This window comes from Geopsychrobacter electrodiphilus DSM 16401, assembly GCF_000384395.1.
GTDB classification, from domain to species: Bacteria; Desulfobacterota; Desulfuromonadia; order Desulfuromonadales; family Geopsychrobacteraceae; genus Geopsychrobacter; species Geopsychrobacter electrodiphilus.
Genome location: NZ_ARWE01000001.1, coordinates 3,025,716 through 3,039,128, shown reverse-complemented (window position 1 = coordinate 3,039,128; position 13,413 = coordinate 3,025,716). Strand labels below are relative to the sequence as shown.

Below are 13,413 nucleotides of genomic sequence, written 5' to 3'. Positions count from 1 at the left end.
TTTTGATCCCTTCCGTCACTGTTGCTATCTGTAAAATTGATTATACCCCTGTCTGAGGCTTGCCCCTTTGCGGGCCCTGCTTCCGTTCCCCAACGATCAAGGATTGACCATGACAAATCATATTGGCATGCCGCCCGCCCAAGGCCTTTACGATCCAGCTAACGAGCATGATAGTTGCGGGGTCGGCTTTGTTGCCAACATCAAAGGCCGTAAAAGCCATAGTATTGTCAAACGCGGCATTGAGATTCTTTGCAACCTGACCCATCGCGGCGCTGTGGGCGCTGATCCTCTGGATGGTGACGGAGCCGGCTTGATGATCCAGCTCCCTGATGCTTACCACCGTGAGGTCTGTAACTTTTCGTTGCCGCCGCTAGGCGAATACGGAACCGGTCTGGTGTTTCTACCTCAGGGCGAAGCGCGCCGTGAGGCCTGTATCGCAGCGCTGGAAGGTGAACTGGTCAGAACCGGTTGCCCGCTTCTCGGGTGGCGCGACGTTTGTACCGATGGCAGTACCATAGGTCGCAACGCTCGTTCTGTAGAACCGAAGGTCATGCAGATCTTTGTCGGACGGGGAGAGATCAAAGCCAGTCAGCTTGAACTGATGCTCTATCTGGGTCGCAAGCGGGCTGAGAACGTCATTCGTACTGCGAAGCTCGCCGGCGAGGAGCTGTTTTACGTCTGTTCGCTCTCTACCCGCACTATCCTCTATAAGGGGATGCTGCTCTCCGAACAGCTAAACACCTTCTTCCCTGAACTGGACGATGAGCGTCTCGTCAGTGCCCTGGCTTTTGTGCATCAGCGGTACAGCACCAATACCTTCCCGACCTGGGATCTGGCGCACCCTTTCCGTTATGTTGCGCACAATGGCGAAATCAATACCCTGCGTGGCAACATCAATCGCATGAAGGCACGTACCGCCCTGTTCGCCCACCTCGATCTGGCCGATGGGATCTCTGACCTTGACCCGGTCGTCATTGAAGGCAGCTCTGATACCGCCTGTTTTGATAACGCCCTCGAACTACTGGTGGTCACGGGTCGCAGCCTGGCGCACTCTCTGGCGATGATGGTCCCCGAGGCCTGGGCCTCAAAGGCGCACCTGCGGCCCGAGCTCAAAGGTTTCTACGAATATCACGCGACCATGATGGAGCCCTGGGATGGCCCAGCCAACCTCGTCGCCTGTGACGGTCGCCAGATCGTAGCGATCCTTGATCGGAACGGCCTGCGCCCGGCGCGCTACTGGCTGACCAGCGACGATGAAATTATTTATGCTTCGGAGGCTGGCGTGCTGGATGTGCCCCCCGAGAAGATTCTGCGTAAGGAGCGCTTGGCGCCCGGCAAGATGATTCTGGTCGACGTTGAAACTGGTGAGTTCAAGGAAGATCACGAGATCAAGGGAGATCTAGCTGCGGCTCAACCCTATGCCTCCTGGGTCCGCGATCATCTGATTCGCCTCGAGGATCTGCCCGCCCCGGCGACCAAGCGCGGCTCCAGTCCTGGAGAACTGCGGCGCGTGCAGGGCAGCTTCGGTTATACCCTGGAAGAGATGCGCGTGGTGATGGCGCCGATGGCCATGTACGGTCAGGAGCCGGTCGGTTCGATGGGGACAGATACCCCGATTGCGGTGCTTTCGAAGCGCAGCAAGTTGATCTACTGGTATTTCTCACAGCTCTTTGCGCAGGTGACGAACCCCTCCATTGACCCGTTGCGCGAAGAACTGGTCATGAGCTTGACCCAGTATATCGGACCAGCACGAAACATTCTGATGCCCGGTCCGGAGCACTGTTGCATGCTGGAACTCGAAAATCCGATCATCACCAATGATGTGCTCGAGCAGTTGCGCCACAGTGATCTGCAGAATTTTCAGGGGACGACGGTCAGCACCCTCTTTGAAGCCTGGAGGGGCCCCGATGCGCTTGAGAATCGCCTGGAAAATCTGTTTGTCGAGGTCGAGGCCGCCGTCGATGCGGGCTGCACCATCCTGGTTTTGTCGGATCGCGGGGTCTGTGCTCAGAAGGCTCCGATCCCTGCTCTGCTGGCTCTTTCCGCTATTCATCATCACCTGATCCGGGCGGGAAAACGCAGCCAGTGCTCACTCATCATTGAAACCGGTGAAGCGCGCGAGGTGCATCATTTTGCCCTGCTGCTCGGCTATGGGGCAACAGCGATCAACCCCTACCTGGCGTTCGAGATCTTGCAGGATATGGTGCATGACGGTTCGCTACCGGGTCTAGACGGTAATGACCGCGCCGACGAAGAGCACGATATCGTCTACCAGTACTCCACAAACTACATCAAGGCGATCGGCAAGGGCCTGCTTAAGGTCTTCTCCAAAATGGGGATCAGTACCTTGCAGAGCTACTGCAGCGCCCAGATTTTTGAGATCATCGGTCTGGACCAGAGCTTTACCGACAAGTATTTCCCCGGTACTGCCTGCCGTATCGGCGGCGCGGGCCTGAAAGAGATTGCTACCGAGAGCCTGATGCGTCACGGCATCGCCTACGCTGAACAGCCGGATATCAACCGGGATCTGGAGCGCGGTGCTGAATATTCCTGGCGCCGTGACGGGGAGATCCACTTGATGAACCCGGAGGTCATCGCCCTGCTGCAGCATGCGGTGCGCTCGGGAAACCGTGACGTCTTCAAGCAGTACGCCCATATGGTTAATGATCAGAGCGAACGCCTCTGCACCCTGCGTGGCCTGTTCAAGTTCAAGGGCCAGAGTGCGGCCGTCCCGCTGGATGAGGTCGAACCGGTCAGTGCCATCGTCAAGCGTTTCTGTACCGGTGCGATGAGTCTCGGTTCAATCTCGCCCGAGGCCCACGAAATTTTGGCCATCGCCATGAATCGTCTTGGAGGCAAGTCGAACACCGGCGAAGGTGGCGAAGATCCGCGCCGTTACACCCCGGATGTCAACGGCGACCAGCGCCGCAGTGCGATCAAGCAGGTGGCCTCTGGGCGTTTTGGTGTCACCCCGCATTACCTGGTCAACGCTGACGAACTGCAGATCAAGATCGCCCAGGGTGCCAAACCCGGCGAAGGAGGCCAGCTTCCCGGGCACAAGGTCAGTGAATACATCGGTTCGCTGCGCTACAGTGTTCCCGGAGTCACCCTGATCTCACCGCCGCCTCATCACGATATCTATTCGATCGAAGATCTGGCCCAACTGATTTTCGATTTGAAGAACTGCAACCCCAAGGCCGATATCACGGTCAAGCTGGTGAGTGAAGTCGGCGTCGGCACCGTCGCCGCCGGCGTCAGCAAAGGTCGCGCCGAGCGCGTGGTCATCGCCGGCTATGACGGCGGTACCGGCGCGTCGCCGACCTCCTCGATCAAGCACGCCGGCATCCCCTGGGAGATCGGTTTGGCCGAGACCCAGCAGACTCTGGTCCTCAATGACCTGCGCGGCCGCATTATCGTGCAGACAGATGGCCAGTTGCGCACCGGGCGTGATGTCGTCGTCGCCGCCATTCTGGGCGCCGAAGAGTATGCCTTTGCCACCGTGGCGCTGGTGACCCTCGGCTGCATCATGATGCGCAAATGCCACCTCAATACCTGCCCGGTCGGTGTCGCCACCCAGGACAAGTCGCTGCGCGCCAAGTTTAACGGCAAGGCCGAGCATGTGATCAATTACTTCACCTTCCTTGCCGAAGAGGTGCGCGAACTGCTGGCCGAACTCGGCGTGCGCAGCCTGGACGAACTGATCGGCCAGACCCAGTACCTGGAGATGGACGACGCGATCAAGCACTGGAAGAACCAGGGCCTGGATTTTTCGCGCATGCTGGCCAAACCTGAGGTCGGTCCCGAGGTCGCCACCCGGCGCATTCAGGGGCAGGACCATGGCCTCGAGAAGCAGCTCGACAATCAGTTGCTCAAGCTCGCCGCGCCCGCCCTGGAACGCAAGGAAGCCGTCCATATCGAGATGCCGATCCGCAACTCCAATCGAACCTTTGCCACTATGCTCTCGGGCCAGATCGCCATGCTGCACGGCCGTGAAGGGTTGCCCAAAGGGACCATCAATCTCACCCTGAACGGCATCGCCGGGCAGAGCTTTGGTGCGTTTTTAGCTCCCGGCATAGATCTGCACCTGATCGGTGAGGCGAATGACTACGTTGGTAAGGGGATGGCCGGTGGTCGTATCATTATCCGTCCTGACCCCAAAGCCGTTTTCGCCTGGGATGAGAACTCGATCGTCGGGAATACCGTGCTCTATGGTGCCACCGGCGGTGAAGCTTACTTTGCCGGCAAGGCCGGTGAACGCTTCTGCGTGCGCAATTCGGGCGTTATCGCGGTTGTTGAAGGGGTGGGGGACCACGGCTGTGAATACATGACCGCTGGGCGCATGATCTGCCTGGGTCGGACCGGACGCAATTTTGCGGCCGGGATGTCGGGTGGATTTGCCTACGTTCTGGATCTCGATAACCGCTTCCGTCGCCGTTGCAACTCAGCGACGGTCGATCTCGAGTTGATGTCGACCGATGATTATGATGCCAAGTGGCTGCAGCAGGTCATCAGCCGGCATCATGAAATGACGGGGTCGCCCCGCGCGAAAAAAATCCTCGCGACCTGGGATGAACATCTGACCCGCTTCGTCCGCGTCTTTCCCCACGAATACCGCCGGGCCCTCTCTGAACGGGCCGCCAAGGCTGAACAGAAGGAGACTCTCAATGGGTGATCCACGTGGATTTATAAAACATGGCCGCCGCGACAAGACCATTCAACCGGTCGAGGTTCGTTTGCAGAATTATGATGAACACTATGATTATCCCAGTGAAGAGAAGATCAAGACCCAGGCAGCGCGCTGTATGGATTGCGGTGTCCCTTTCTGCATGACCGGCTGTCCGCTGGGGAACCTGATCCCCGAATGGAACGACCTGGTCTATCGCGGCAAGTGGGAACAAGCCCTGCGCGCCCTGCACGCGACCAATAACTTTCCGGAGTTCACCGGCCGGGTCTGCCCTGCGCCCTGTGAAACCTCCTGTGTGCTCGGAATCAACGAACCGGCGGTGACGATCAAGCTGCACGAAGTCTCTATCGTCGACAAGGGTTTTGAAGAGGGCTGGATCATCCCCCAACCGCCGGTAAAACGCAGCACTCATACCGTTGCCGTGATCGGCAGCGGCCCAGCCGGTCTGGCCTGTGCGCAGCAACTTAATCGCGCCGGTCACAAGGTAACCGTTTTCGAGAAGACCGACCGCGCCGGTGGCTTGTTGATGTACGGCATTCCGCATTACAAGCTGCGCAAAGAAAAGGTGCAACGCCGCATCGACCTGCTCGCGGCCGAAGGGATTGAGTTCATCTATTCCTGCGAAATCGGCAAGGATCGGTCGTTTGCCGAAGTTAAATCCGCCTTTGATGCGGTGGTGATTGCCACCGGCGCTGAAGAACCGCGCGACCTCCCCGTCGAGGGGCGCGAGCTGGACGGCATTCACTTTGCGATGGAGTTCCTCCCCGAACAGAACCGCGCCAACTGGGGGGATGCGGATATTGCCGCGCTCCACCCTAAAAAACAGGTGATCAGCGCCGAGGGGAAGCGGGTCATTGTTATCGGCGGCGGCGACACCGGCTCCGACTGCATCGGTACTTCACTGCGTCAGGGTGCGGCCAGCGTCGTCAACTTCGAACTTCTCGATCAGCCTCCGGCCGAGCGCGGCGCCAACAACCCCTGGCCGCAGTGGTCACGCATCATGCGCGTCAGCTCTTCCGTTGAAGAGATGGCCGCCAACGGGGGCAAGGTCTATTACGAAATCATGACCACCCGTTTTCTTGGCGAAAGAGGCAGCATCACCGGCCTGGAGACCGTCAAGATCGTCTGGGCTAATGGTCGACCGGAGAAGGTCACAGGAAGCGAACAGATCTGGCCATGCGATCTCGTCCTGCTGGCCATGGGCTTCCTCGGACCGCGTTCCGAGCTGGTCAAGCAGATTGGCTGTGAAACCGACCAGCGTTCCAATATCACGACCGACACCAAGACCCGCATGAGTTCGGTCGATGGGGTCTTCGCCGCCGGCGACTGTCGCCGTGGGCAGAGCCTGGTGGTCTGGGCGATCAGCGAAGGGCGCGAAGTCGCCCGCTGTGTCGACGAGTACCTGACCGGGTCCCCGAGCCTGTTGCCCCAGGTGCGCCTCGAGGCCTTTGTTTATTGATCATTCTCCTTGCCCCGCTGCGATGAACAAAAAACCTCCACAAGTGTTACCTTTTTGTGGAGGTTTTTTTATACTGTTCGGGCTGGATAAGGCTATTTTGCACCATTCAGGGTGACATAAAAAGGAATCCGAAATGACGGAGAACCAGATCGTGCGTGCCAGCGTTCCGGCGCTGGATGAGATTTTAGGACAGAGCTTTCCGATTCTCGATCATGGCCATATCCGTGTGGTCGATTATATGGGCGATGATGCCGCGATTGTTCAGGCGGCCCGGGTCTCCTACGGGGCGGGAACCAAGCAGGTGCATGAAGATCGTGGCCTGATCCGCTATCTGCTGCGCAACGCCCACACCACCCCGTTTGAAATGTGCAAGATCAAGCTCCATGTTCGCGTCCCGATGGACTGCTGGCGTCAGTGGATTCGTCACCGCACCGCATCAGTCAACGAGTATAGTACCCGATACTCCGAGGCGATCGCCGATCAGCAAACGACCCTGCCCGACGAATGGCGGCTTCAGGCGGCTCAGAACAAGCAGGGGAGCGATGGCTTTCTCGCGCCGGAGACGGGTTCGGAGCTGACCGCGGCCGAAGCAGGCTTTCATCAGGCCGCCCGCGAACTTTACCAGTCCCGCATTAATGAAGGCGTGGCCCGTGAACAGGCGCGTAAAGACCTGCCGCTATCGACCTACACCGAAGCCTACTGGTCAACGGATCTGCATAATCTGCTGCATTTTCTGCAGCTGCGCATGGATGGTCATGCCCAATACGAAATCAGGCAGTACGCCAGCCTGATCGGTGAAGAGATCGTATCGCGCTGGGTGCCCCTGGCCTGGGAAGCGTTTAAAGACTATCGTCTGAACGCTTTGCGTCTTTCAGGCCCGGAAATCGAGTTGATGCGGATCTTGATCACTCAGGATCAGGCCGCCGCCAGAGTCTGGATGCTTGAAAAAGGCTGGATAAATCCCGCCAGCGGCAAGAAATCCCGCGAGGCGCTGGAGATTGAATCTAAACTAGCAGCGCTGGGTTTGAAGACTGTCGGGTGAGTTCGCTCAGGACTCGGGTTGAGTAAAAATGTTTGGTAGATTTTGAAAAAGCAATGGCCATCCTTGTCGTAAGGATGGCCATTATTATGGTGGAGATTCTGCTACAGAGGTGGCTTCTTCGGTTGGTTTAATCGTTGTGTTTGAGCGACCATGCCCTGATTATTTCAAGCACCTCGCCGACAATCCCACGCCGAAAAGCGAGCACGCAGACGACAAAGGTCACCCCGATGACTACCGTCACCCAGGAGCCGATGGCGCTCAGTTCGGAGTGCAGGGTGATTACGGTGAAGGCGCCGACCACTGGTCCCAGAACCGTGCCGAGGCCACCGAGCAGGGTCATTAACACCACCTCCCCGGAGGTATGCCAGCTGACATCAGTGAGTGAGGCGAGCTGGAAAACAATGGACTTGGTCGCGCCGGCCGTCCCGGCCAGGGACGCAGAGAGAACAAATGCCAGCAATTTCAGGCGCTCTACCTTGTATCCCAGCGAAATCGCCCGTGGTTCATTCTCGCGAATCGCCTTGAGAACCTGGCCGAAGGGGGAATGAATAGCTCGGTGGATGATCCAGAAGCCGAGACAAAAGATGGTAAAAACGAAATAGTAGAGATTGAGCTCCAGCGGTTTACCTGCCACGTGGTAGCTGTGACCCAGATCGATCAAACCGAAGAGCATCCCGCGCGGGACGTCCTGCAGCCCATCTTCGCCGCCGGTAAACGGCGCCTTGAGGGCAATAAAATAGACCACCTGGGCGAGTGCCAGAGTGATCATGGCGAAATAGATCCCCTGACGACGGATGGTCAGACTGCCGAATACGTAGCCCATAGCCCCCGCTGCCAGGGTGCCGGCAAGCACTCCGAGTTCGGGGGTCAGCCCCATGTGTTTAACCAGATAGCCGGTGATATAGGCTGCCCCGCCGAAAAATGCGGCGTGGCCGAAAGAGAGCAGGCCGGTGTAGCCGATCAGCAAATTGAAGGCGCAAGCAAACAGGGCGAAACAGAGCAGCTGCATGACAAACACCGGATAGGCCAGAAAAGGCGCCACCATCCCCAACAGAAACAATGCAATCCAGAGTATACGGTTCACGCGTATTTCCTCATTCTTCCTTGCCAAAAAGGCCCGCCGGTTTTATCAACAGCACCAGTATCATCATGAAAAAAATCACCGTGTTGGCGGCTGGAGGATAGATCACCTTGGTCAGTCCTTCGACCATGCCGAGGGAGAGCCCGGTGATTATCGAACCCATGATCGAACCCATGCCGCCGATGACGACCACCGCAAAGACGGTGATGATCATCTCCGCACCCATGATCGGGCTGACAGAGAAAATCGGCGCCGCGACCACTCCGGCAAAGGCCGCCAGTCCCACCCCGAAGCCGTAGGTCAGGGTGATCATCAGCGGAACGTTGACCCCGAAGGCCTGCACCATGCTGGGATTTTCGGTGCCGGCACGCAGATAGGAACCGAGTTTAGTGCGTTCAATAATAAACCAGGTGGCGAAACAGACGGTGAGTGAGATACCGATCGACCAGAGCCGGTAGGTGGGGAACATCATAAACTTGAGGTTCACCACGCCCCGCAGAATTTCAGGTTTGCCGTTATAGGAAACCCCCGAGACGTTGAAATAATTGGTGAACACGCCCTGAAGGATCAACGCCAGACCGAAGGTGAGCAGCAATCCATACAGGTGGTCAACCTTGTACAAACGCTTGAGCATGGTCTTTTCGATAAGTACCCCCAGCAGTCCAACCACCAGTGGTGAGACGATCAGGGCGGTCCAGTAGTTCATGTGAAAACCGGGCATGCCGAGCAAAGGACCCAGTTCATTGTAACCGAGCAAGGCAACAAAGGCGCCGAGCATGTAGAGCGCCCCATGAGCGAAATTAATAATATTCAGCAGTCCGAAGATAACAGCGAGTCCCAGACTAAGAATGGCGTAAAAGGCGCCATTGTTAAGACCCAGCATCAGCTGTGCTAAAACCATCTGATAGGATAAATGCATGACACCGTCTCCGGATTACGCTCAGCACCGGGACGAAGCAGGATTCGTCCCGGTGCGCACATCGTATTGATTTTGTGGTTCCTACTTAACCAGCGGACAACTTCCCTCGGACATCGGCATAAACGCCTCGTCGCCTGGGACCTGTTTGATGACCTTGAGGAGATCCCAGGGGCCCTTTGATTCGGAGGGTTTCTTTACTTCAACCAAAAACATGTCGTGAACCATGGTGCCGTCGGCGCGCAGGTGGCCATTAATCGAGAAGAAGTCGTCGATCTTCATCGAACGCAGCTGCTTCATGACCGCGTCGGCATTGTCGGTACCGGCCGCCTGAATCGCTTTAAGGTAGTTGGTAGTCGCTGAGTAAACGCCGGCCTGATCCATTGTCGGCATGGCGCCGGTTTTGGCGAAGTACCGCTTGGACCAGGCACGCGAGGGCTCATCACGATCCCAATAAAAGCTGGTGGCGAAATTCATGCCCTGGGCGACATCAAGACCGAGGCTCTTCACATCGCTCAAAAAGACCAGCATTCCGGCGATGGTCTGCCCGCCTTTGACAATCCCGAATTCCCGCGCCTGCTTGACGGCGTTGATGAAATCGCCGCCCGCATTGGCCAGCCCGATGACTTTGGCGCCCGAAGCTTGAGCCTGAAGCAGGTAGGAGGAGAAATCTGCAGTGGAGAGAGGGTGACGAACCTGTCCGAGAACCTGGCCGCCATGAGCCTTGACGAAGGCCGAGGTGTTTTCTTCCAGCGAGTGTCCGAAGGCATAATCGGCAGTGATGAAGTACCAGGTTTTGCCGCCGGTATCGACGATGGCACCGCCGGCAACCTTGGGCAGAGAGTAGGTGTCATAGACATAATGGATGCCGTAGGGGCTGCAGTCCTTGTTGGTCAGCGCCGTGCTGCCAGCACCCGTGGCCATGGAGATCACCTTTTTCTCGGTGCCGATCTTCTGTACCGCCAGAGCGCAACCAGAGTTGAGCAAGCCAGTGATCATATCAACGTGATCGGTGTCGGCCCACTCGCGCGCCTTGGTTGAAGCAATGTCTGCCTTGTTCTGGTGGTCAGCTGAAATCAGTTGAATCGGCTTGCCCAGAACCTTGCCGCCAAAGTCCTCTATCGCCATTTTTGCCGCGGTCACGCTTCCTTCGCCGCCAATCGCTGAGTAGACTCCGGACATGTCGGTAAGGACGCCAATTTTAACTACGTTGCTCGAAATCCCCGCCGCGCTGGCGGTCATGGCCAGGCCGAAAACAGCGAACCCTGTGATGAACTGCATAAAACTTTTTTTCATGATGCGGTTCCTTCCCTCTATTGATTGGTCCTGCGTTAAACCCCGAGATAACCATTGAGCCGTTCCCGGCTCGCCTCCAGGGCCTCCATTGAAATCATATCCACGATATTGCCGTGGTCGACCACGTAGTGTCTGTCGGCCAGATCGGCGGCGAAATGAAAGTTCTGTTCGACCAGAATAATAGTGAAGCCCCGCTTCTTGAGCTGCCGAATCAGGGAGCCCAAGGCCTGAACGATAACCGGGGCCAGGCCTTCGGTTATTTCATCAAGCAGCAACAAGTCGGCGCCGGTGCGCAGGATGCGCGCCATGGCCAGCATCTGCTGTTCCCCTCCCGACAAACGGGTCCCCATACTTTTTCTGCGTTCCAGCAGGTTAGGAAAGAGGGCGTAAATTTCGGCCTGGGTCATTCCGCCACTTTTGACCACTGGCGGGAGCAGCAGGTTCTCTTCCACCGTGAGGCGGGAGAAGATCCCCCGCTCCTCAGGGCAATACCCCACCCCGAGGCGCGCAATGCGGTGAGGAGGGAGTTTTACGGTCTCATACCCGGCAATCCGGATTGAACCGCTGCGCCGCCCCACCAGCCCTAGAATTGATTTGAGAATCGTGGTGCGTCCGGACCCGTTGCGTCCCAGCAGGGTGACAAGTTCCCCCTGCTGAACCGAAAAGTTAACCCCGTGTAAAATGTGGGATTCGCCGTAATGGGCGTGCAGGTCGTTTACCGACAGAATCGTCGTCGCTTGAATGTCAGGCATCTGCGGTCCCCATATAGGCCTCCATCACCAGTGGGTCCTGAGAAACCTCATCATAACTCCCCTCAGCCAGAATAGCGCCGCGCTGCAGAACAGTGATCCGATCTGCCAGGCTCTCCACCACTTTCAGGTTGTGTTCGACCATCAAAATAGTACGATTCGCGGATACCTTGCGCACCAGTTCGGTAATTTCCCCTACGTCCTCGGCTCCCATCCCCTGGGTTGGTTCGTCCAGGAGCATGAGCTCAGGGTCCAGTGCCAGGGTCGTGGCGATCTCCAGTGCCCGTTTCTGACCGTAAGCGAGTTCCACCGTCGGGTGGTGGGCAAACTCCTCCAGCCCGACGGCGGAGAGCAGTTCCAGCGCCCGCGCGGTCAAAACGTCGAGGCTCGAGGCCGGTTTCCAAAAGTGGTAGCAGGTGCCAAGTCGACGCTGCAGAGCCACCCTGACATTCTCGAAAGGGGACAGCTTGGGGAAGACCGCCGAGATCTGGAAGGAGCGGATGATACCACGCAGCGCAATATCGGCGGGTTTTTCGTGGGTGATATCCACCCCTTTATACAAAATGCTTCCGCCCGAAGGGATGAGGAATTTCGTCAGCAGGTTAAAAACGGTCGTCTTGCCCGCTCCGTTGGGTCCGATCAGAGCATGGATTGAGCCCTGTTTTACCCTGAGGTTGACTTTATCAACGGCGGTGAAGCCAGAAAAGTTTTTGGTCAGACTGCGCGTTTCGATGAGGTATTCAGAGGCCATAATGACGGTAATTTCTCCTGCATGGTACAAGGTAAAATGCTCAACATCGCAGGGTTGTGGCTGGCCCTCAGGGCTTTCGAACGTCGGTGGAACACCGGGCGTTTTTTGAGACAGTGCCGCGACCAGGGCGATGGTTGATATAGAGAAAACGCTGTTTTACTATATAGAAACTATGCTCAGATGCAAGACCAAAACAGGCGCTTAAGGCAAAATGTATTCCTATTTTTGAATATATACTTTAGCATGAACTATAGAACGGTATTGTGAATTCTGGTTATCCAGTTCACTCCGCTTGGGCAAAGATGTGCCTTCGCGCACCCTTTCTAGGGCCATATGAACCCTTCCATGGGTGCCATGAGCACATCCTCAGCATTCGTTGAGCCAAGTAGATAACCAGAGTGTGGATTAATATTCTCATTCATTCATTCACGAGCGCTGCGGTTGCAGCCCATTAACAAAGATCAGGAATCAGGAGGAATGGGTGATGATGGATAAAGTTGCTGTGATCGGTGCAGGTATCATGGGGCGCGGTATCTCTCTGGTTTATGCCTTGCACGGCTGCCGGGTTGCACTCTATGACAGCAGCCCGGAAGTACTGGCCCAGGCCAGGGATCTGATCGGAATAGACCTGATGTTGCTCGTCGATGAAGGGTTGGTGTCCGGTGCTGCGCGGCAGGCTGCGTTGGATAATATCAACCCCCTATGCAGTCTAAAGGAAGCAGTCGGCACAGCCGAGTTTATTACCGAAGCGGTAACGGAGAACCTGGCACTGAAATGGCAAATTTTGGCCGAGATTGAAGCTCAGGCCCCGGTGACGGCGATCATCGCTTCCAACACCTCGACCCTGCCGCTGACCGAAATGACCAAGCATCTTGCAAGACCTGAACGGGTGGTTATTACACACTTCTTCAATCCCGCTCATCTGGTGCCGCTGGTCGAAGTCATCAAATCGAAGGACACTCCGGATGAGATCATCATGGCCGTCCTGGATCTGCTCCGTCTGGTTGGCAAGGTTCCCGTTGTTTTGCGGAAAGACGTTCCGGGGTTTATCGCCAACCGGTTGCAGGCCGCCCTCCTGCGGGAGGCTTTGCATCTGGTTGCGAGCGGCGTGGCAGACCGGCATGATATTGACATGGCGATAACGGCGGGGCCAGGCTTCCGCTGGTCGGTCATCGGGCCGTTGGAGACGGCCGATTTTGGCGGGCTGGACACCTGGCAGAGCGTCATGACCAACCTGGGTCCCGAACTCGACTGTACGCCTACGGTGCCAGGGATCCTCAAGGAGATGAACCTTCAGGGTCAGCTTGGCATCAAAACCGGTCAGGGGTTCTACGCTTACCCGACCAGAGAGATCATCGCCGATAAAATTCGCAGTCGCGATCTTGCGTTTATCCGGCTTCTTAAACTGCGCCGCAAAGCATGACGGGTCGCATCA

9 protein-coding genes are annotated in these 13,413 nt (G+C 57.0%); 4 read left to right on the top strand and 5 right to left on the bottom strand.

Annotated features, from left to right (window positions below):
• Nucleotides 1-109: 109 nt before the first annotated feature.
• The 3 genes from gltB (at nt 110) to thyX (ending at nt 7,185) form a co-directional block, all read left to right on the top strand.
• Nucleotides 110-4,672, top strand: coding sequence for a glutamate synthase large subunit (gltB, locus tag D888_RS0114385; RefSeq protein WP_020677267.1), 4,563 nt, complete (start codon nt 110-112; stop codon nt 4,670-4,672).
• Entirely contained in the window at nt 4,665-6,143 is a 1,479-nt protein-coding gene (locus D888_RS21820) for a glutamate synthase subunit beta (protein ID WP_020677266.1), read from the top strand. The genes gltB and D888_RS21820 overlap by 8 nt, the downstream gene beginning before the upstream one ends.
• Nucleotides 6,144-6,276: 133 nt before the next feature.
• Nucleotides 6,277-7,185, top strand: a complete 909-nt coding sequence (gene thyX, locus D888_RS0114375; protein WP_020677265.1) for an FAD-dependent thymidylate synthase — start codon at nt 6,277-6,279, stop codon at nt 7,183-7,185.
• A gap of 127 nt (nt 7,186-7,312) precedes the next feature.
• Here the strand turns inward: thyX and D888_RS0114370 are convergent, their stop codons facing one another.
• The 5 genes from D888_RS0114370 to D888_RS0114350 form a co-directional block, all read right to left on the bottom strand.
• Entirely contained in the window at nt 7,313-8,230 is a 918-nt protein-coding gene (locus D888_RS0114370; RefSeq protein ID WP_083928946.1) for an ABC transporter permease subunit, read from the bottom strand.
• Between the two features lie 49 nt (nt 8,231-8,279).
• Nucleotides 8,280-9,185, bottom strand: coding sequence for a branched-chain amino acid ABC transporter permease (locus D888_RS0114365; RefSeq protein WP_020677263.1), 906 nt, complete (start codon nt 9,183-9,185; stop codon nt 8,280-8,282).
• Between the two features lie 81 nt (nt 9,186-9,266).
• Entirely contained in the window at nt 9,267-10,478 is a 1,212-nt protein-coding gene (locus D888_RS0114360) for an ABC transporter substrate-binding protein (RefSeq protein ID WP_020677262.1), read from the bottom strand.
• 35 nt (nt 10,479-10,513) lie between these two features.
• Nucleotides 10,514-11,230: an ABC transporter ATP-binding protein gene (locus D888_RS0114355; RefSeq protein ID WP_020677261.1), complete on the bottom strand. Its 717-nt coding sequence runs from the start codon at nt 11,228-11,230 to the stop codon at nt 10,514-10,516.
• Entirely contained in the window at nt 11,223-11,978 is a 756-nt protein-coding gene (locus D888_RS0114350; protein ID WP_020677260.1) for an ABC transporter ATP-binding protein, read from the bottom strand. Before D888_RS0114350 ends, D888_RS0114355 begins: the two co-directional genes overlap by 8 nt.
• A 484-nt stretch (nt 11,979-12,462) precedes the next feature.
• Between D888_RS0114350 and D888_RS0114345 the strand changes: the two genes are divergently transcribed.
• Nucleotides 12,463-13,401 (top strand): 3-hydroxyacyl-CoA dehydrogenase family protein, encoded by a 939-nt coding sequence (locus D888_RS0114345; RefSeq protein WP_020677259.1) that lies wholly within the window; start codon nt 12,463-12,465, stop codon nt 13,399-13,401.
• Nucleotides 13,402-13,413: the final 12 nt, after the last annotated feature.